This is a genomic window from Nitrosomonas sp. Nm132, assembly GCF_900100485.1.
Classification (GTDB): domain Bacteria; phylum Pseudomonadota; class Gammaproteobacteria; order Burkholderiales; family Nitrosomonadaceae; genus Nitrosomonas.
This window is the reverse complement of sequence record NZ_FNDH01000015.1, coordinates 1-21,441: the sequence shown is the minus strand read 5'-3', so window position 1 is coordinate 21,441 and position 21,441 is coordinate 1. Positions and strand designations below refer to the sequence as shown.

Genomic DNA, 21,441 nt, shown 5'->3' with positions numbered 1-21,441 from the left:
AGCCAACCATCACCTCGACCAGAAAACTGGAGAAAGAAGAAAATATACAGCAATGGCCTGACCGGATTACCGGAAGGACATTTGGGAGAGATGAATGAAATACGCTTGGCGAACCCTATTGCTTGTTACAGCCAACATATTGCCTATTACCTCAATCCAGGCAAATGAACGCTCTTTACTACCTGAGGATACTCGAGCTACCCAGCAGGTCGCCCTGCAAGTCACTCAAGCAGGCAGCGAGGATCCCTACAAGTGGGCGACTAAACCCAAAGAGCAACCAGCAATGCAGCCAGTTACGCAACCGACTGCGCAACCTGCAGCAGCCAAACCCGAAGCACCCCGGAAAACGACTTATTTTCAGCGTGCGCGCAGCTATAGCACACACCCAGAGTCTGATCCTCCCCGGTATGTGCGTAACCTGGCCAAGACAGATATCGAAGCTTTCAAGGATCTCGACTGGCTGGATCTCGGATTGGATCACCGTACACGCTATGAGCTGCGTGATGGCGATATCCGGCGCAACAATCTCCTAACCGATCACCAATTCCTGATGCGGACCCGTGCGTATCTAGGCATCAGAAATATTGTGGATCCGTTTCGCATGGCGATCGAATTTCAGGATTCGCGGGGCTATAACAGTGAGTTTCCAAGGGATAATCGTGACTGGAATCCCTATGAGCTGATTCAGACCTATGGTGAACTGTATTTTAAAGGCGCCCTGGGACAGGATGATCTGGGGAATCAGCGCCCAATCAGAATTCGCGGTGGCCGTATGTCCTGGGAAGCAGTAGACCGACGTTTGCTCGGTAACAACCAGTGGCGTAACACCACCAACAATTTTGAAGGCTTTCGCGTCACGTTCGGACAAGAAGCCAATGACTGGGAACTCGATACCTGGGGAATGCAGCCGATCCTCCGCGACATCGATGATTTTGATGGCCGCAATAAAAGTCAATGGTTTTACGGTGCAGTGGGAAATTGGCGCAAGTGGTCCGATGTGATCACGCTGCAGCCCTATTTCATGGGCCTCAAGCAAGATGCCCGAGATGGCAAGCAGGCTGAACGCGATATCTATTCACCAGCCATACGTGCTTACGGCGTGTTGCCGAATACCAACATCGATTTCGATCTGGGTGCCATCTATCAGTTTGGCCGAGATAATGGTGTGAAAAAGTCTGCCTGGTCTTACCTGCTTGAATTTGGCTACAGCTTCAAACATGACTGGAAGCCGCGGCTCAGCGCCTTTTATGGCTTTGTCAGTGGTGACCGTGATCCTAACGACCGTGTCGACAATCGTTTCGAACGATTCTTCGGGTTTGCACGTCCCTGGTCACCCGATGACTATCTCATCATGGAGAACGTCAAAGCGCCCAAGCTGGTATTTGAGTTTTCTCCGCACAAGGATATTTCCATCGACGGGGGCTATAGCTGGTTCTGGCTAGCCAGTGACACCGATCGGCTCAACAATCTTTTGAACATTTCAACTCCCAATCCCAACAATCGCGACAAGACCGGAGAGAGTGGAGATTTTATCGGGCAATCGATCAATGCCCGCATCAATTACAAATTGGCACCGCTGGTCGACACCACCATAGGGTATTCGCACTTTATAAACGGTGAATTCACCAAAAACAGGCAATTGGCGGCACTTGGAGAACATAGAGACAGTTCAAACTTTTTCTATGTTGAAGTATCGATTCGCGCATTTAAATAAAGCGTTCAAATAACCCATACCTTATCTATTAAAGGAAAAAATATGAAAACAAACAAATGGCTAAAAATCACTCTGTTGGTAACAAGCTTACTGATGGGAAGTCATGCATCTGCAGACAAGACATTATTGAATGTTTCCTATGATCCAACGCGCGAGCTCTATCAGGAATTCAATCCTGCATTCAGCAAACACTGGCAAGCACAGACCGGAGAAAAAGTCACCATCCGGCAATCTCATGGTGGCTCCGGCAAGCAAGCCCGCTCCGTGATCGATGGACTGGATGCCGATGTAGTCACGCTCGCATTGGCGGGCGATATTGATGCGATTGCAGCGCATGGGAAGCTGCTCCCAGAAAATTGGCAAACACGTTTGCCCCGTAACAGCGCGCCTTATACCTCAACCATCATTCTTTTGGTACGCAAAGGAAACCCGAAAGGCATCAAAGACTGGAACGATCTCGCCAGACCAGGTCTTTCAGTAATCACGCCTAACCCTAAAACATCCGGCGGCGCACGCTGGAATTATCTCGCTGCCTGGGAATACGGCAGACAGCAATTTGGTGAAGCCAAAGCAAAAGAATTTGTCGCAGATATGATCAAGAACGTGCCGGTACTGGATTCCGGTGCACGGGGTTCAGCGACCACATTCATAGAGCGTGGCATTGGCGATGTGCTCATTTCCTGGGAGAACGAAGCATTTCTGGCGCTCAAGGAATATGGTCAGGATAAATTTGAAATCGTCGTGCCTTCCTTCAGCGTCCTGGCAGAACCCGCTGTTACCCTGGTCGACAAGATCGTCGACAAGAAAGGCACACGCAAGATCGCTGAAGCTTATCTCCAGTATCTCTATTCGGAGGAAGGCCAGGAAATTGCCGCCAAACATTTCTACCGGCCAACGGATGAAAAAATTGCCGCAAAGTATGCCAAGCAATTCCCGGCCATCAAACTGTTCAAAATCGATGATGCGTTCGGCAGCTGGAAAAATGCACAGACAGTTCACTTTGATGACGGCGGGACATTTGACCAAATCTATCTGAAATAACCAGACAGGGGATATTGTGCAAGCACATCCCCAATATGAGCGATAAACGTAATGTAAGGAAAAAACATGAGTGTATTAATTGTAGGCGGAGATCAAGTTGAGTCGCTTAAACGCCAAGTGATTGCGCAAGGGCATACCCATGTCGAACACTGGAGCGGCCGCAAAAAAGGATTTCTCAAACGTTCACTATCCAATAACACGCGGCTGATTGTCATGGTGTGTGACTACGTCAGTCATAGTTTGGCGAACTCGCTGAAGAACAAGGCCAGCCGTAAAGGTATTCCCCTGATCTATTGCCGTCATTCCGCACATGAACTCAAACATAAATTATTGAACAAGGAAAAAATCGATGAAGGTTGCTGTCATTGCTACAGCTTTTGAGAAATTAACATGAGCAAGAGACGGCTCCTGCCGCGCAGATCAACACCTTATCTAACAGGAATTTTCCTATGAACATCCCCTCAACCAATATTTTTATCGCTGAAGATGAATTTGAGTTGATTCAATCGGCTACAGACTATCCGCTGGAACGTGCCGAAGACGATTGGATAAGTGGGCATTTCTATCGTTGCAAGCTAACCAGTGCTTTTCAGCCCATTGTCAATACGATTCAAAATAAAACCATTGGGCATACCGCCTATATCCGTTCAGAGTCGAATCGAGAAATTGCACTTTCACCCTGGCAAATTTTTGCCCAGGCTGCCAATGATGCACAACTGGTTAACCTGGATCGTTTATGCCGAGCAATTCATGCCCTCAATTATTTCAATAAAACTTCCAGTCCAGGCAAATTGTTTATAAGCGTGCATCCTCGTCTTCTGGAGAACGTTAAAACTGATCATGGTCGTGCGTTTGAAGATTTCCTTAACCTGATTGGCGTGAGAACTTCTCGAGTCACGATTGAAATTCCCCCCATCATCAATCGTTACAAGGAATTACTGCGCAGGGTCATTAATAACTATCGCTCACGCGGCTACCAGATTGCGGCTCATTACAGCGACTCAAGCAGCAATTGGATATCAGAACTGGGCAGTTTGTATCCGGACATCGTGCGGATCGAGGCATACGATCTGTTACATCATAATGCAGTTGATGCCCTCATCAAGACAATACACCATTTCGGAGCAAGTATCCTGGTGTGGAATATTGAAACATTTGATCAGTTAACCGCCGCCAGACGTGCTGGGGCAGATTATCTGCAAGGAAATTATCTGAGCAAACCAGCACGGGCCATCCATACGATTTCGCCCGATTGACCCAAGAAATTCCGCACCAGGATTGAGTACAAATGCCCTAAGTAGATAAGAAAAATTGAATTCTTTAGGAGTTATAAGGTGAGTACATTCAAGCAGCATAGCGTGTTACCAGGATTTAATCTGGCGTTGGGATTTACGTTACTCTATCTGAGTCTGATCGTCCTGATCCCGCTCTCGGCCGCGTTCATCCGTACTGCTGAATTGCCCTGGCCGCAGTTCTGGGCCACAGTGACTTCGCCGCGTGTGCTGGCTTCCTATCAACTGACATTTGGCGCCTCATTTGCCGCTGCCCTGACCAACGCCGCATTCGGGTTGCTGGTGGCCTGGGTGCTGGTTCGTTATCAATTTCCTGGCAAACGGATCGTTGATGCCCTGATAGACTTGCCGTTTGCCCTGCCCACTGCTGTGGCAGGCATTGCCCTTACGGCCCTATATGCCGGCAATGGCTGGATCGGTCAATTCCTCGAGCCGCTCGGCATCAAGGTGGCTTTTACCCCTCTTGGCGTCTACGTAGCGCTGACGTTTATTGGCCTGCCGTTCGTGGTGCGCACGGTGCAACCGGTGCTGGAAGATATCGAGACCGAACTGGAAGAAGCGGCAGCCATGCTGGGTGCGAACCGGCTACAGACTTTCTTGCGGATCATTTTTCCGACTATTTTTCCGGCACTCATGACAGGTTTTGCGCTGGCATTTGCGCGCGCTATCGGAGAATACGGATCGGTCATATTCATCGCTGGCAATATGCCCATGATTTCGGAAATCACGCCGCTTCTGATCATTACCAAACTGGAACAGTATGACTATGCTGGTGCAACCGCCATTGCGGTCGTCATGCTGCTCATCTCTTTTGTTCTGTTACTCATTATCAACCTGTTGCAATGGTGGAGCCGCCGTCGCAACGCATTAGCCTGAGAGACCCTCAATGACCACGATAACCCTTTCTCACCCAATCAAAATACAACAGCAGACGATCATTACCCAGGAACCAGCTTGGGTACGCTGGATGCTGATCGGGCTGGCGCTCACGTTTCTGGCGCTGTTTCTGTTCGTGCCCCTGATTTCGGTATTTTACGAAGCGCTCAAGAAAGGAGTGGATGTCTATTTTGCCGCGATCACGGAGCCAGATGCCCTTGCAGCGATTCAACTTACCCTGACTGCCGCGGCGATTGCCGTACCGCTTAACCTGGTATTTGGCGTAGCGGCTGCCTGGGCGATCGCCAAATTCGAATTCCATGGCAAGAACATCCTGATCACGCTGATTGATCTACCCTTCTCGGTATCACCTGTCGTTGCCGGATTGATCTATGTACTGGTGTTCGGTCTGCAAGGCTGGCTAGGACCCTGGCTGATTGAACATGACCTCAAAATCATCTTTGCAGTGCCCGGCATTGTGCTCGCAACGATTTTTGTAACGGTGCCATTCATTGCCCGTGAGCTGATCCCATTGATGCAGGCGCAGGGAACGGAGGAGGAAGAAGCCGCTGTGGTACTCGGTGCAAGTGGCTGGCAGACGTTATGGCGCATCACACTCCCTAACATTAAATGGGGTCTGTTATACGGCATCATCCTGTGCAATGCGCGCGCAATGGGTGAATTCGGCGCGGTTTCGGTGGTGTCTGGGCATATTCGCGGCAATACCAATACTTTACCGCTGCATGTCGAGATTCTCTACAACGAATACAGCTATGCGGCATCATTTGCAGTCGCATCGCTCCTGGCGTTGCTCGCCTTAATTACGCTTGCCATCAAAACTTTCGTCGAATCAAAAGTAACCCCACAAAAAGGAAAATTAAGCCATGAGCATTGAAATACGCCATCTCCACAAGCAATTCGGCTCATTTGCCGCATTGCGCGACATCAACCTGAAAATCCATGCAGGCGAACTGCTGGCGTTACTGGGACCTTCAGGATCGGGCAAGACCACCTTACTGCGCGTCATTGCAGGACTGGAAACAGCCGATACGGGCCAAGTGCTGTTTAATGACGAAGATGCAACCCGTCAGCATGTTCGTGACCGGCAAGTAGGTTTTGTATTCCAGCATTATGCGCTGTTCCGTAACATGACGATTTTTGAGAACGTCGCTTTTGGACTGCGTGTTCGCCCCCGGCATAGCCGTCTGAAAAATCAGGAAATCCACGAGCGCGTCACTCATCTGCTGAAACTGGTGCAACTCGACTGGCTGGCAGACCGCTATCCCCATCAGCTCTCTGGCGGCCAGCGCCAGCGTATTGCCTTGGCCCGCGCCTTAGCGGTGGAACCCAAAGTACTGCTATTGGATGAGCCATTCGGCGCACTCGATGCCAAGGTGCGCAAGGAATTACGCTCCTGGCTGCGAAGACTGCATGATGAGATGCCTATCACCAGTGTTTTTGTCACCCATGATCAGGAAGAAGCACTGGAAGTATCCGATCGGGTTGTGGTCATGAACGAGGGGCGGATCGAGCAGGCTGGAACACCCGATGAAGTCTATGAGCAGCCAGTCAACCCGTTTGTGTACGAATTTCTGGGGCATGTCAATCTGTTCCATGGCCGGATACATCAAGGCCGCGCCTGGATTGGCGATATCGAAATCGATGCGCCCGAACACGCTGAAGCGGAAGATCTGGCTGCAATCGCTTATGTGCGACCGCACGATATCGAAGTCGACCGGTTCCTTAATGGTGACTCGGCATTGCCTGCGCGTGTCAGTCATATTCTCTCAGTTGGGCCGGTAGTGAGACTGGAACTCACCCGTGAAGATCATCAGGACAGGAATCTTGTCCAAGCCGAGATCAGCAAAGAACGTTTCCGTGAATTACAGTTAGCAAAGGGTGATCGGGTTTTTATCAAACCGCGCCGTCTCGATCTGTTTCCTCATCAATCACACTAACCCGAATATTTCATAAATTGGCACGTGTCCTCACTTACCTTTTGATTAATAAGAAAGATTTTGTTCAGTCGGGTGTATGAATCACCACACCCCTCTTTCTCAAAACTTCCCTATTAATCAAAATCCTGCGTGATCATCACGCGAATTTATGAAATATTCGGGCTAAGATAGCGTAATCAAATATCAGCAAAGGAATTAACCATTGAATTTCCAGCAACTTCGCATCATCAGTGAGACCGTTCGCCAGCACTACAATCTGACGGAGGTAGCCAATGCCTTGTTTACCTCGCAATCCGGCGTCAGCAAGCATATCAAGGACCTGGAAGACGAGCTAGGTATTGAATTATTTATCCGCAAAGGCAAGCGACTGACCGGACTGACTGAACCGGGCAAAGAACTGGTCAAGATTGTTGAACGTATCTTGCTGGATACCCGAAATATCAAGCGCCTGGCCGAACAGTTCAGTCAGCACGATCAAGGCCAGTTAACTGTCGCCACAACCCACACGCAGGCTCAATATGCCTTGCCAACCGTAGTAGAAAAGTTTAAGAAAATATTTCCCAAGGTACACTTGGCGCTTCATCAATCCAGCCCGGGTGAAATCGTATCCATGCTGCTTGGCGGCCAGGCAGACATCGGCATTGCGACGGAAGCGCTGGAAAACACCGTCGATTTAGTCTCTTTTCCCTATTACACATGGCACCATGCCATCATCGTGCCTGCTGGCCATCCCCTGCAATCGGTTCATCCCCTTACGCTCGAAGCCATCGCAGAATACCCGATTATTACCTATCACCACGGCTTTACCGGACGGTCACGGATTGATCATGCATTTTCCCAAGCGGGCGTAGTGCCCGATATCGCCATGTCTGCTCTGGATGCCGATGTAATTAAAACCTATGTCGCACTTGGGCTGGGTGTAGGCATCATCGCATCGGTAGCATTTGTGCCAGAACGGGACGCTATGCTCGTCAGACTCGATGGTTCGCATCTATTTGAAAAAAATACGACCCATATCTCGATTCGCCAGAATCACTATTTACGCGATTATGCCTATTGTTTCATAGAACTTTGCATCCCTGCACTCAGCGAATCCATGAAAATTAGATAATGCCTTCGGTCACATTAACGTCGCAGTAAATGAGTGTTCCATACCAAGGCATTACAGCGCAGCCATGTGCTTGCAAAATCGTGCACTGAGAAATAGAAATTGTATGCTATTGCATTATTGCCTGCCTCTTTGTTATGTCTTAGCATCATCATGCAAGCCAAGCAAGTTCCGCGTGAAGTGTTACAGGAGATACTTTAAAGTTCGACTTCATCGCTTTACAAACTTTCTTGCTCTTGTTTTTTTAAGCATTATCCTGAGACTAAATTAAGGTTTTTGCTTATTTCAGCTTTCTTCAAGGAAGCGTAATTTTTAGTCTAATCAAGTGTTATTTGTAGTCAGCAACTATTGCAGTGTTACTCAAATTATTGACTTTGTGACTTTGATCAATTCTGTAAGAGTTATAAGGAGTAACTGAAATGAATAATACGGTAAGAGCCTGGTTGAGTAAGTCACGCGAGGAATTAGATGAAATCTATCGCAATGCCACACCGGGAAATATTCCAGCGGGTGATACCCGTGGCACAGCAATTCTGGCAGGGTCAATCTTCTCAAAAATCGTAGCTGCCTTTGCACGCCTCTTTGCTTGGCAAGGCAAAGTGTTTGATCTATTTTGCCCAGGTGGCCAGGCAGGTGTTCTTGTCAACAAAATTACACCGTTTGGTCTGACATTTATTGTCGCAAAAGTATATCGCGACAAAAGCTGGCTTGATGGGAAAGATACCATCGTCATTGATTATTCTAAAACTTCATTCATTGCCAAAGTGATCCGCGATGAGATTCGTGAAGTCGAACCCGGTGTTTATCTTGGGAAAGTGTGGTGGGGTAAAACGCGTGTCCTGGATTTCGCCTTGACACGAAGCGATATTAAATAAGAAGTCGTGTAAATGTTTACTTGAGATAGAAAACCATGACACCTCAATCTACTTTCATGATTACTGCGACGGTGCGTGTTGGGCAGCTGAAAAACCTGCGCGCCTTGTTGGCCTCGATGAACAAAGTGCCGGGTCATGCTGACCCTGGTAATAGCTTGATTCCATTCAGCAGGTTTGATCGGTTGCATTTTGCGCGCTTTGTGATCATAGAAGCCAATACGACACACGAAATTAAAGAATTTGGCGTAAGACCAAGACCGTGGCGACCTACCCTTGCCTTTCTTGGTGACATTGATGGGGATACACATGCTTTTTTAGCCGAACTCGCAGACCATGCGGACTCAGGTTTAAGAAAAATCTTCTCTCATTGCGAAGATTTTTCTGAGGAAAATCAGAATCTGCTGGGATGGATGAACGAACACAATATCAATCCCAAGGCTAATTATGTTAACTGGATCGGTCGAACTGTCAAACAAATACATGAAGAGGCAGCGTTACATCAAAGTTTGTCTGCCTATTTACAGAAAATTGTTGATGATGTTGGCCGGGAGAATATCCGTACCTTACGGCAGAAGCTTTTGTCTTATGTCGAAATGGAAAAATATCAAGGCAGACTTACGCTATCCCCGCCAGAACCGACACTCACTGAGTGGAAAGTCCGCAATCTGCTGCATAAGGTTGGAGTCCCGTTAACCCTACTTCTCTTATCCCCATTGCTATTGGTTATCGCGCCTTTCTTTGCATTACGTTTAAGAATGCTAGAGCGTTCTGACCCTGAACTCTTCATTCGGCCTGACTACAAACACATAGAAGAACTTTCAGCACAGGAAGATTGGGATGTCAGTAATCAATATAGCGTGTTTGGTGATGTGAAACCGGGTCTGTTTCGCTTGTTGACCTTCAAGTTCATACTCATGTTGACCGACTGGTTTGCCAGGCATGTATACAACCGGGGCTTTCTTGCTCGAATCAAAACCATCCATTTTGCCCGCTGGGTGTTCATGGATAATAACCATAGAGTCTTTTTTGCCAGTAATTACGATGGTAGCCACGAAAGCTATATGGACGATTTTATTAATAAGGTGGGCTGGGGTCTCAATCTCGTCTTTAGTAATGCTGTAGGCTACCCTACTACGAAGTGGATTATTAAAGAAGGTGCACAGCGTGAGCATGCCTTCAAATATACTCAAAGGCGACATCAAATACCTACAGAGGTCTGGTATAAGGCTTATCCAGGGTTAACAGCCGTTGATTTAGCGCGTAACAGTCGTATCCGGCAAGGTGTGGAAATTCGTCAATCGAATGATGCGGAAATCCGTGAATGGCTCAGTCTGATCTAGCAGGGAGTATGAAAATGAGAAAATCAAGCGATTTTGAATTTGATGATCTGCAAGGGTTGCTACACTTTGGGTATGGAAAATTAACCGATACCTGTTTCATGCTGCTGAATATTGCCAATGTCGATGCGGCTAAGCGATGGCTGGATAAGGCGCCAGTCAGCAGGGCCATCAAAACAAATCCGCCACCTGATACGGCGCTGCAGATTGCTTTTTCTGTGCAAGGTTTAAAGAAACTGGGAGTGAGTGAATCGATTATTAATGGTTTTTCCGATGAGTTCATCTACGGTATGACCAGAAATGAAAATTGTTCTCGCCGTCTTGGGGATATCGGGCGCAATGCTCCAAAGTACTGGAAGTGGGGTAATAATTCAGCAGAGATGCCGCATATTTTGCTGCTACTTTATGCCAAAAAGGGAGGCCTCGAAGCTTGGCGGAGAACAGTTGAAGATGAGCATTTCTCACAGGCATTTCAGTTATTAAGACATTTGCCCACCTCGGATATGGGACGGATTGAACCTTTCGGGTTCGAAGACGGCATCAGTCAACCAACGATTGACTGGACATGCCGACAAAGCACGGACTTACATGAACGCGATCGTTACTCTAATTTATTGGCGGTTGGAGAGATGGTGCTTGGCTACCGTAATGAATATGGACAATATACTGCACGACCGCTCATTGATCCCAGAAAAGACAGGTACGCAACGGGTCTGCCTAATGCCGAAGATGATCCCACGCTGAAGGATTTTAGTCGTAATGGAACATATCTAGTGCTTCGGCAACTGGATCAGAATGTTCCCGGTTTTTGGCAGTTTCTTGACAAGGTATCGGGATCCGTGCCGGAAAAACGCGAACAACTTGCCGCATCGATGGTGGGTAGAGAACGTAATGGCACACCATTGATTGCGGAGCACATTCCAGGAATCTCACGCAAGGATCACGGTAACCATTTTACCTATGACTTGGACCCAACAGGAAATCATTGTCCGATTAGCGCGCATATTCGCAGGTCTAATCCACGTACCGGTGATTTACCGCCAGGTGTAACCGGCTTTATCAGCCGGCTGATTAAAATCCTGGGGTTTGGGCAAAAGCCGGAGGAGGACCTGGTTGCTTCCTCTCGTTTTCATCGTTTGTTGCGGCGTGGCCGCAGTTATGGTCCCATCCTTGCGCCGGAAGACGCCGTCAAACTGGACGCCCCTGTCGCCGAGCATGGTCTGCAGTTTATCTGTCTGGTCGCCAACATATCGCGGCAATTTGAATTTGTTCAGAATGCCTGGACCATGAGTAGTAAATTTAGTGGACTGCAGCAGGAAAGAGATCCCTTGCTGGGGAATCGCGAACCGCTAATGAGCGGTGAAAGCACCGATCATTTTAATCATCCCGAGCCATCCGGACCGATGCAAAAAACCTGTAATTTGCCACAGTTTATTACTGTACATGGCGGCGGATATTTCTTTATGCCTGGGCTGCGTGCGCTAAAGTACATTTCAGCCTTACCTGCTAACGGGAGCGATCACTCATCATGACGACGATCAAGAACCGAATACTCAAAGCTATTCACCATTTGCTGATTCTGCTGCTCCGTATTGAGCGCCGGTTAGAGCCTTGGTTCCGCCCGCAGTGGGACTATCTCTTTCGCGAACCCAGTTCAAGATTTATCCAGTTTCTAATTAATCGACGACGCAAGAACGAAGGTTTGCAACTGGCTGAGGAAAAATTCGACCCAGATGAAGAAAAGAGCTTAAATAAAATTGTCGACCTTATGATGGATCAGATGCGCGGACGTTTCAAACCGGGGGGATATGAGCGGGGTGGTAATACCAAAACACACGGCATTGTGCGTGCCACGGTGACCATACGAGATGACCTGCCAGAACATTGCCGCAAAGGCATTTTTGCCAACCCACGCAGTTATCCGGCCTATATACGCTACTCCGGACCTGGGCCAAATGTGCCGGCTGATATTAACGATGTCGGTTTTATGAGTATGGCGGTGAAGCTCATGGGTGTTCCGGGTGAAAAACTCATGAGTGAGGAGAAATTTACCCAGGATTTTATCACCACCAGCGGTGGCGCGACGTTTGTCACACCCAACACCCGAGAAAATGCCAAATTGCAATACTGGAGTCTGGTAGATATGACACTTTATTACTTCCTCAATCCGAAGGACTCCCATTTGCTTGACTTCTTTATGCAAAGCCTGTGGACTGCCACTCAGTATAACCCATTAGGACAGCGTTACTGGAGTTGCACGCCTTATCTGCTGGGTGAAGGACAGGCGATGATGTATTCATTCGTGCCAAAAACAAAGGACGTTGAAAGGTATATTCCCGGCCTGCCTTTTGGTACGCCTCCGTTCAATTATCTACGGGAGAATATGATCAAGACTTTGAATGAGAAAGATGTTGAGTTTGATCTTATGATTCAAATACAGACTGACCCTCATTTAATGCCAATTGAAGACGGCTCGGTACGCTGGCCAGAAAACCTTTCCCCGTTTATTCCCGCTGCCACAGTGCATATCCCGAAGCAGAAATTTGATTCGGATGCGCAGTTTGAGTTTGCTAAGCGGCTGAAAATGAATCCTTGGCATTGTCTCCCTGAGCATCGGCCATTAGGCAATCTGAATAGGGCGCGATTTAGAATGTATTACGAGCTATCCAAATTCCGTCAAGAAATGAATCAAACTACACACCTCGAACCAACCGGAGATGAGGTGTTCGATTAGCATCAAGGTATAAACTGGCTTTTCAATAACTCAGTACTTTATAGGACAATGAAGAACTGAAACAGAGAGCAAAGATAGGGAATTGTTATTAGTTGAGCAGCAAATCAAGTGATATTTGCAAAAGGAATAAGTCAGTACAAATCTTCTTAATAATGGTTTTTTCGGAGGTTCCTATGAAGAAATATAACCAAATACTCTTTTTCTTTGGACTTGGTCTAGCTTTATCTCTCTCCGGGTGCTCTGACGAACAGTCCTTAAGGATCGCAACCGAATGTATCAAAGGTGGTCATGCGAAGACGGGATCAATTATGGATGAAGCACAATGTGTGAATCGATCGGAAGAAACCATTCCTGGGGCGGATGAAGATTATTTCAAGGATATGGATTATGGAATCAGTCAGAACGCTGATAAGGTCGTTGCCGCTCTAGAGCCTTTTGTACCTGGTATCTCCCAAGCGCCGGATGAGGCCGTCAAATCTGTGATCAGAGGTCGAAACAATTGGATTGTTTGGACTGGCGGCAATGACAAGTTCTGGGATTATATGAATGCTAAAAGCTTTGGTAGCTTCGATCTATTGAAAGTATTGTCGAATCATCCTGAGCTCCAGAAAAACCCGGGATACAGCCGTGACAACCGGTGGAATTGGTTTGGTCTGGTCAATGAGCCGTGTTTTATGAAAAATACCGATGTGCAGGGCAAACTGGTCGGACGCCCTGACCGCTTTGGTTTGTATCTGGATATACGTGACCGGAATTGTTCTCCTGATCCTTTCGAGAACGAGCAGAAATATCCAGGCATCCAAATCGGCGCACGTGGTAAAACCGTGCCTGTAGGATCTTATTATGGCTATGCTACGGGGATTGTAGGCCTTCGTTTGTTTCCAAATCCTGATTTCGATGAGACAGCAAAGAAGCGCTGGAATCCAGAAAAATACTACTCTGATCCTGAATACTACAATGATCCTAAATTAGTCAAACCTTATCGGGTGGGCATGTCTTGTGGATTCTGTCACGTTGGACCCAATCCAACCAACCCACCCAAAGACCCGGAAAATCCAGAGTGGGCTAATCTCAACTCCAATCCGGGCGCGCAATATTTCTGGTTTGATCGGGTATTCGCTTATGAAGCGGATAAAACCAGTTACGCCTACCAACATCTTCATACTAATCGGCCAGGCGCATTGGATACCTCGCTCATCTCCACCGACTATATCAACAATCCACGTACTATGAACGCTGTTTATAATCTTCCTGCACGTATGCTGAATGCCTTACGCTGGGGTGAAGAAGAGATCACCGGTGGTGAAAGAGACAATAAACAATTCAATCATTTTGAAGCAGTGCCTCCTAACAGCCCTCTCAGAGCATTTTTTAAAGAGCCTAGTAAAGTGCTGACACCGCGCGTTCTCAAGGATGGTTCAGACTCAGTGGGTGCGCTAGGCGCATTGAATCGTGTCTTCGTTAATATCGGTTTATTCAGCGAGGAATGGCTACAGCATATTAATCCTTTGGTAGGAGGAAAGCCATTTACTCCCTTCCCAATCAAAGCAGCAGAACAAAATTCCAGCTATTGGCGGGCTACAGAGCAACAGACGCTGGACACTGCTTTGTTTTTTCTAGCTGCAACTCCTCCAGACTATCTAAAGAAAGCGCCTGAGGGCGAGCGCTACTTGACCGATGATGAAGAAATCCTGGAACACGGCAAGAAAGTATTTGCTGAGAACTGCGCCGCTTGTCATTCGAGCAAGCTCCCGGAGGAAGCATTCAAGTTTTTTCCAAACAATGGATGTGTCGGCCCTAATTACTTGAATTGTTGGAATCAATATTGGAGTTGGACCAACTCTTCCGAATTCAAAGAAAAAATGACAAAGATCGTATTGGAGGAAGATTTTCTCAATGAAAATTTCCTTTCTACTGATTTGCGCGTTCCGGTTACACTGCTAGAAACCAATATCTGCGCTTCCATAGCCACTAACGCAATCAAGGGAGATACCTGGGATAATTTTTCGTCTACCTCCTACAAAAATCTGCCTTCAGTAGGAAAAGCGAAGATTCATGATCTGGTTACCCGAGAACCTAAGGATTATGTCATGCCAGATGGGGGGCGCGGCTATATCCGTCCGCCTTCTCTCACCAGCATCTGGTCGACAGCACCGTTTTTGCTGAATAACACGGTAGGCAAGTTTTTTCCTTCAGGTTCAGTAGAGGATCGCATGAAGTCTTTCGATATCAGCATAAAGCAATTGCTATGGCCCGAGAAACGCTACTGCGACCAAAAAGATTTATATGAGGGGGAAGATGCATATGGTTCGGAAGCGGCGAGTAGTTGCGAGGGACAAACCTATCTCACCCGATCAGGCAAAGAAATACCAGGTATTATCGACCGGACGACAAAAAGAAGCGAGTTAAAGATACCTGGGGGTTATCTACCTTGGTATGTAAGAATTCTTCCTATTGGCGACGGACTGGAGCTTGGCCCATTTCCCGAAGGTATTCCGGTGAATCTGGTTTCCAATATCAATATGGAAATGGACTTGGGTCAGAAAGCCTCCCTGTTGTGGAATATCTCAAAGGCCGTTGGATGGGATATCTTTACTTTGTGGAAAGCACAGGAAGATCCTAAGAGCATTACCGACGAAGAGTTGCGCAAAATTCTGAGTGGCATAGTCGATCCGCTACTGGAAGTAAACAAATGCCCAGACTTCGTGGTGAACAGGGGACATTATTTTGGCACGGATTACCTGCCGGTGGAGGAAGGCAGGGCGGTGCTCAATGATGACGACAAGCGGGCTTTAATCGAGTTTCTAAAGACCCTGTAATTTTTCGTGAATAAAGTGCCCCGCTATTTATAAGCGGGGTACTACTGTGTTCTCAACCTGCGTGGTTTTCAATTGGCATTCTCCGTTAGCAGTCAAAGATTTTTGAAATAATTTTGCTGGAGATAATTTGTGATTAAGCCTGACTCTTTGGAAAATAATCAGACTGGTAATGATTGCGAAAAATTTGACTATATCGTCGTAGGTTCCGGAGCTGGGGGAGGACCGCTTGCCTGCAATCTAGCGCTGAAAGGTTTCCGTGTATTACTGTTGGAGGCTGGAGGAGATGACGAACCTATCGATTATAAGGTACCGGCATTTCATGCACGTGCTTCTGAGCATGAGGCTCTTCGGTGGGACTATTTCGTGCGGCATTATGCCAACAGAATCCAACAACAACGGGATTGCAAGTTTCTCCCGCAGCAAGATGGCGTGCTTTACCCGCGCTCGGGTACACTCGGCGGGTGTACTGCCCATAACGCCATGGTCCTGATGTATCCCCACAATAGTGACTGGGACAAAATTGCGGAACTGATGAATGATCCAAACTGGAACAGCAAGCATATGCACAAGTATTTCAAGCGCCTGGAGCGTTGTGAATACATCCCAAAGTGGCTGGCGTGGACCTGTTACAGAAGCCGTCATGGCTTTGACGGCTGGCTGCCTACCAATCAAGCTGATCCTTGCATGCTATGGAAGGACAAGGTATTAAAAAAATTAACGGCCGCCGCATTAGAAGAATCTCGACGCATGATGCATCCGCTACATCGATTTTTTTTGGGGATTTTGAAACTTATCATTCGCTTTGATCCCAATGATTGGCGTTTAATTCGCAGAATCCCTGAAGGCTTATGCAAAATTCCGATTACTACCCAAAACGGCAAGCGGGTAGGAGTCAGAGAATACATAGCGCGGATTCGTGAACAATGCCCCGACAATTTGGTAGTAAGAACGCGCGCATTAGTGCACCGCATCCTGCTCGACGCCAATAATAAAGCCTATGGTGTGGAATATCGTGTGGGTGCTCATCAATATCGGGCTGATCCACAACACGAAAAGGCGGTCATTTCCGAAACGAAAACAGTTTGTGTGGAACGAGAAATAATTATATCAGCAGGCGCTTTCAATACGCCTCAGTTACTCATGCTCTCCGGGATCGGTCCTAGAAAAGAATTGGAAAAACATGGTATTGAAGTAAAGGTGGATTTGCCAGGCGTAGGGAAAAATTTGCAGGATCGATACGAAGTAGGCGTAGTGACGAGACTTAAAGAGAATATTTCGTTAATTAAGGGAATGAAATTGCACCCTCCAGAACCGGGAGATGAACCGGATCCACAATATGCCCTGTGGCTTCAGGGTATAGGTCCCTATACAACCAATGGTGCTACGATCGCATTAATCAAACGCTCTTTTTACCAACATTCCGATGATGATCCAGATTTATTGATTTTTGGATTACTTGGTAATTTCCGAGGGTATTATCCGGGATACTCAAATGATATCAGCAAAGAAAATAACAACTATCCAAATGATATTTGTAAAGAAAATAGCGGCTCCTCAGACGCGTGCAAAGAAAATATCTTTACCTGGGCCATTCTCAAAGCTCACACCAGTAACAGAGGCAGTGTGACATTGCAGTCCAAGGATCCTCGCGATGTTCCTAAAATTAATTTCGAATACTTTTCCGAAGATGACGGAGGGGAAGATCTGGAATCAGTGGTAAACGGCGTGGAAACTGTGCGTAACATCATTGGACATTGTGGAGATTTAATTGACGAGGAAATTTATCCCGGAGCAAAAATCAAAAGCCGTGAAGACATTCGTCAATTCATCAAAGATCAAGCTTGGGGACATCACGCCTCCTGTACATGCAAAATGGGACCGGAAAACGACGAAATGGCAGTTGTTGATAACCAATTTCGTGTGTACGGAACCACAAATTTGCGTATTGTGGATGCCTCAATCTTTCCCAAAATCCCAGGTTTCTTCATTGTTTCAGCCGTCTACATGATCAGTGAGAAAGCAAGTGAGATTATTGCTGAAGACGCGAAAAAAGGAATTGCATAGTTATCTACAAAATCTGACCGAATCAGTTTTGCCAGGCTGTTTCATTTACGTTTATTTAGCGAACGCTGCGTCTCCTTCAGCCTCAGGCGTGGCTCTCCATTGGGTGCTGTAATATTCTCCACGATCTCGCGCCCAGGGATCGAATACATTGACCACACCCTGGAGTTCGCCTGCTAGTTCCGGTAACGTTCTCAACAGAACACGCTTCATCGGGGACACGGGCTGCTGTTTATGACCATTAGACATTCCCTTCTCTATCATCTGCGGACCCGGTCCATTGTGCATCACCCACTCTACCCCAAGGGTGGTATAGAATTCTGGGCGAAAACTCGAGGTGAGGAACCGGTCGCTAAAGAGCCTGCGCGAAGCATTGAGAATGAACACGACAAACTGGGTTTCAGAAATAGCAAAACCATGCGGCCGTTTGAACTCCGCTAACCATCCGACTACCGTATCGACGTCCTCGATGTTGTCAATGAAGCTGCCATCTGGATGCCCCAGGCAATCGTTGATGGGCGATTTGTCATCGTTCAGTTGAGCCTGTGTGATTACCTTGGATTCATCGCACTGATGTTGTCCGTAGACCTCACGCAGCGTCTGCACGAGCTGTCCCTGCTCACGCCGAATTGACGAGTTCTCGGGTAAATGCGAATCAATGAAATCTTCGAAGCTGGTCAATTGTTTCAGCCCATACTGCCGGCGAAACTCGTTATAACGTGGAATGCCTCGTTCCCGATCCCGAATGAGATCAAGCGCAGCGATATCGACCTGCTGAGTGGGTGACTGCAAGTGCGGCATCTTCAGGTTTTGCAAGAATTGTGGATGGTTCTGGAGCGTCAACTCTCCTGCTCGCTGGCGGCCCATACTGAGCGCCCAATTTGCCAGGCCCTTCCGTCGCATCACCTCGGTTGCTTTCCCCCTGAAGGTCTCCATTATGGGTATTTTTTGCTTGATGACGTTTGGATCCTTATTCCACTCACGGTACTCGATCAAGTCCGGCAGCAAAGGATGCAACCGGTATACCGTGACAAATTCTTCGGGAAAATTAAAGGGAGAACCAAAATGGTTGACTCCGCCATTGATGTCATCATTGCTGGTGAGTGTCCAGATATCCTTCCTGCCGCGATCGACCAAAGAATAGAATGGCGTTCCTTCATAGCGATGATTGCCTAACCCAAAAATGCCAGCCCCGCCAGCGAAAGCTGCGTAGAAACTATTTGCTTTCCTGACATCATCCGTGTTGTCGAGTTGACGAATAATTTCTCTCAGCACCTCGGATACAGCTTCATGTTCGTGGAAAAGACCGTGCCAGTTGGCATTCATCCCCCGGTACAGCGGTTCGTTATAAAGCAGTTGCGTGGTCCATTCGATGGTGTGGATCTTGGCGATCTCAGCAGAAATAACCAATCGAGCGACATTGAATAACTCGTCCGGTGTAACATCTTGATAGCGGATAACGACCTCGGGTTTTGCTGGATTTCTCAAGCCACTGTCGGCATCAGGAGTTTGGGTGACAAGCTTGCGAAATTCATCGACAAAAGCATTGTGCTCTCTCGCGAAGACGTTGTGAAAGAAACTCAGTCCGATGGACCAGTTATCAGGAAAAGCAGTAGCTTCTTGACCTGACCATTCCGGATTGATCGGATCGGTTGACTCAAAAGTCGGCAAGTACCCTAATTTATCGACTTCGCCCGCACTTTCATTATCGGACATCAACAACAATTTGGCTGAATCTTTGGGGTCTCTCTTAACTCGCTGGCTAGACCGCTCATCATAGCCGTAGAGTTGCGAGGCATCCCACCAAGCCGTCACATTGTTGCGTGTTGTCTTCGGTGCCCGGGTGAAATAGGGCTGGCCGTCATGCGTAAATGACCTGGGTGGCGTGTTGTCAGCGACAGGCGCGATATTGATCCTGTCATCTGGCCGACAGCCCAGCTTCTCGATATCCTCACTCGTCAATGGCTGTTCGATGTTGTCGACAAGTTGTGTCGCGCAGCCAGCAGTCATCCACTGTGGCTGATTGCGTTCTTCATCCACATGAGAGAACCAATCGTGGGTCATGAATTGAATCCAAAAAACCGCCAATACATTAAAGGTCAGCGCCTTTTTGTAATCACACTCGGCCTCCGCTGTGCTGTCAGGCAAGCCATAGCCTCTTTGACATTTGTCAGGCTGAGACTGCATGCGGGTGAACAGTTTCCGACTAATGACCTGTGGATCAGGTTTCAATAGCCCTAATCGGTTACCATGGCGATTCTTAGTTATTTCATTTAAATCCAGGTCAGGAAAGGTCGTATCAAACTGAACGTTACGCGCAAAGAGTTGATGAGTTGAACCCATCAATGGATTGTAAATATCGTTACAGATTCCAGTAACGGTACGGAAACGAATTAATTCACCCCCACAGACCTTTTCCGGATTGCTCTCAATATCCTTATAATTAGGATGATTCGGAGGCAACTGCATTTCTGGCCAGGCTTGCAACACTGGACCCGCCGTGCCATCACGGCCTGTGATATAGGCCTCGTAGGTTCCGCTATTGTCGAAAAGGTTGAATTTGATAAGCTCGACCCGTTGCAACTCCAATTCATAGAGGGCGCCGTTGAGACCACGCGCGTTGGGACCGAAAAATGTTTTATCTAACAGAGTATGAGGAGATAGTGACGAGCTATCACCAGTAGCCCAGTAATTTGGCCAATCCTGCCACGGGCTCTGGCTAAAGGTCACAGCATGATCTCCGCCGAGACAATGGGCTCTCCCCTCAGGGACCTTTCCCAGAAACCGCTGCTCTCTTATTTGTGCAACTCTCTGAATATCACCCTGCACGAGCACCTTTAGACAGGATATCTCGGCATCCCAAACATTACATCCACTGAGAAGAAGTAATACTGCCATTGCTAAAAGTAGCGATGGATGGCGACATTTGAGGTAGAGAAAGGCCAAATAACCCTGGCTAAAGCCAGTAGATTGGGTTAAGAACTTAAAGCCCGGATATGTACCGGTTAAATTATTTGCCTTATTTAGGCTCCGTTTCAAATTAACGTTTGAATTTGGTCGAAAGCAATGTTCCAAGTTTCGCTTAATTATTTCTTCTATCATGTGACCTCCTTTGACACAGCTCTCCTTTGTTTGAATATAGGTTAGGTAATTCATTCTTAATCCTTCAATACTTAGAAAAGAGGCTATCACCAACGCCATAAAATACTCGTCGGCCAAGCAAGTGTCCATGAGGTTGGAGAACAATTCGCGTAGTGTAACCTTAACAATCCATGATGATGGCCACGGGTTCGGTATAGCTAGTGTCAACAATGCTCCAAATCGGGGATTAGGTTTGCGCAATATGAAAGAGCGAATTGAAGCTGAAGGTGGAGCTTTGCGCTTAACTTCTTCCGCTATAGGCACCTCGGTAATTGCTACAATCCCCCTTCACTAATCTCAGACCACCTGATCCCGACGATTTTAAGATGACCCCAATTTAAAGATCAGACGAAGTCCAGATCGAGGAAAGAAGGTCTCAGTAGCATTGAGCTCCTCGCAAAGCTTAGCGATGACCTCATCAGTATGTGCGCGTGCGCTGTGGTGCAAACGGATGGTTAAGGTTTTGTTTGAGTAGTCGGGCAAGA

At 47.5% G+C, this 21,441-nt stretch carries 16 protein-coding genes; 15 read left to right on the top strand and 1 reads right to left on the bottom strand.

What is annotated here, in order from left to right; all coding sequences use genetic code 11:
- The first annotated feature begins 94 nt into the window (after positions 1-94).
- The 14 genes from BLP80_RS07440 (at position 95) to BLP80_RS07375 (ending at position 17,818) form a co-directional block, all read left to right on the top strand.
- Entirely contained in the window at positions 95-1,714 is a 1,620-nt protein-coding gene (locus tag BLP80_RS07440; protein WP_218120406.1) for an alginate export family protein, read from the top strand.
- 42 nt (positions 1,715-1,756) lie between these two features.
- The gene (locus BLP80_RS07435) at positions 1,757-2,755 is read left to right on the top strand and encodes a sulfate ABC transporter substrate-binding protein (RefSeq protein ID WP_090541868.1); all 999 of its coding nucleotides are present in this window, start codon (positions 1,757-1,759) and stop codon (positions 2,753-2,755) included.
- 66 nt (positions 2,756-2,821) lie between these two features.
- The gene (locus BLP80_RS07430; RefSeq protein WP_090541867.1) at positions 2,822-3,136 is read left to right on the top strand and encodes a DUF2325 domain-containing protein; all 315 of its coding nucleotides are present in this window, start codon (positions 2,822-2,824) and stop codon (positions 3,134-3,136) included.
- 68 nt (positions 3,137-3,204) lie between these two features.
- On the top strand, positions 3,205-4,011 hold the full coding sequence (locus tag BLP80_RS07425) for an EAL domain-containing protein (protein ID WP_090541865.1): 807 nt from the start codon (positions 3,205-3,207) through the stop codon (positions 4,009-4,011).
- A gap of 78 nt (positions 4,012-4,089) precedes the next feature.
- Positions 4,090-4,923: a sulfate ABC transporter permease subunit CysT gene (gene cysT / locus BLP80_RS07420; protein ID WP_090541863.1), complete on the top strand. Its 834-nt coding sequence runs from the start codon at positions 4,090-4,092 to the stop codon at positions 4,921-4,923.
- Positions 4,924-4,933: 10 nt separating this feature from the next.
- Entirely contained in the window at positions 4,934-5,818 is an 885-nt protein-coding gene (gene cysW / locus BLP80_RS07415) for a sulfate ABC transporter permease subunit CysW (protein WP_090541861.1), read from the top strand.
- Positions 5,808-6,881: a sulfate/molybdate ABC transporter ATP-binding protein gene (locus BLP80_RS07410; protein ID WP_090541859.1), complete on the top strand. Its 1,074-nt coding sequence runs from the start codon at positions 5,808-5,810 to the stop codon at positions 6,879-6,881. Before cysW ends, BLP80_RS07410 begins: the two co-directional genes overlap by 11 nt.
- A 202-nt stretch (positions 6,882-7,083) precedes the next feature.
- The gene (locus tag BLP80_RS07405) at positions 7,084-7,992 is read left to right on the top strand and encodes a CysB family HTH-type transcriptional regulator (protein ID WP_090541857.1); all 909 of its coding nucleotides are present in this window, start codon (positions 7,084-7,086) and stop codon (positions 7,990-7,992) included.
- A 416-nt stretch (positions 7,993-8,408) separates the two neighbouring features.
- Positions 8,409-8,864, top strand: a complete 456-nt coding sequence (locus BLP80_RS07400) for a hypothetical protein (RefSeq protein ID WP_090541855.1) — start codon at positions 8,409-8,411, stop codon at positions 8,862-8,864.
- A gap of 35 nt (positions 8,865-8,899) precedes the next feature.
- Positions 8,900-10,204, top strand: coding sequence for a hypothetical protein (locus BLP80_RS07395; protein WP_090541853.1), 1,305 nt, complete (start codon positions 8,900-8,902; stop codon positions 10,202-10,204).
- 14 nt (positions 10,205-10,218) lie between these two features.
- Positions 10,219-11,733, top strand: coding sequence for a Dyp-type peroxidase (locus BLP80_RS07390; protein ID WP_090541938.1), 1,515 nt, complete (start codon positions 10,219-10,221; stop codon positions 11,731-11,733).
- Positions 11,730-12,935: a catalase family protein gene (locus tag BLP80_RS07385; protein ID WP_090541851.1), complete on the top strand. Its 1,206-nt coding sequence runs from the start codon at positions 11,730-11,732 to the stop codon at positions 12,933-12,935. Before BLP80_RS07390 ends, BLP80_RS07385 begins: the two co-directional genes overlap by 4 nt.
- A gap of 173 nt (positions 12,936-13,108) precedes the next feature.
- Positions 13,109-15,754 (top strand): c-type cytochrome, encoded by a 2,646-nt coding sequence (locus tag BLP80_RS07380; RefSeq protein WP_090541849.1) that lies wholly within the window; start codon positions 13,109-13,111, stop codon positions 15,752-15,754.
- 129 nt (positions 15,755-15,883) lie between these two features.
- The gene (locus BLP80_RS07375) at positions 15,884-17,818 is read left to right on the top strand and encodes a GMC family oxidoreductase (protein ID WP_090541847.1); all 1,935 of its coding nucleotides are present in this window, start codon (positions 15,884-15,886) and stop codon (positions 17,816-17,818) included.
- A gap of 51 nt (positions 17,819-17,869) precedes the next feature.
- On the opposite strand, the gene BLP80_RS07370 is transcribed toward BLP80_RS07375, so the two are convergent.
- Positions 17,870-20,713: a peroxidase family protein gene (locus BLP80_RS07370; protein ID WP_090541936.1), complete on the bottom strand. Its 2,844-nt coding sequence runs from the start codon at positions 20,711-20,713 to the stop codon at positions 17,870-17,872.
- Between the two features lie 256 nt (positions 20,714-20,969).
- Between BLP80_RS07370 and BLP80_RS16640 the strand changes: the two genes are divergently transcribed.
- Positions 20,970-21,251 (top strand): sensor histidine kinase, encoded by a 282-nt coding sequence (locus BLP80_RS16640; protein ID WP_090541846.1) that lies wholly within the window; start codon positions 20,970-20,972, stop codon positions 21,249-21,251.
- Positions 21,252-21,441: the final 190 nt, after the last annotated feature.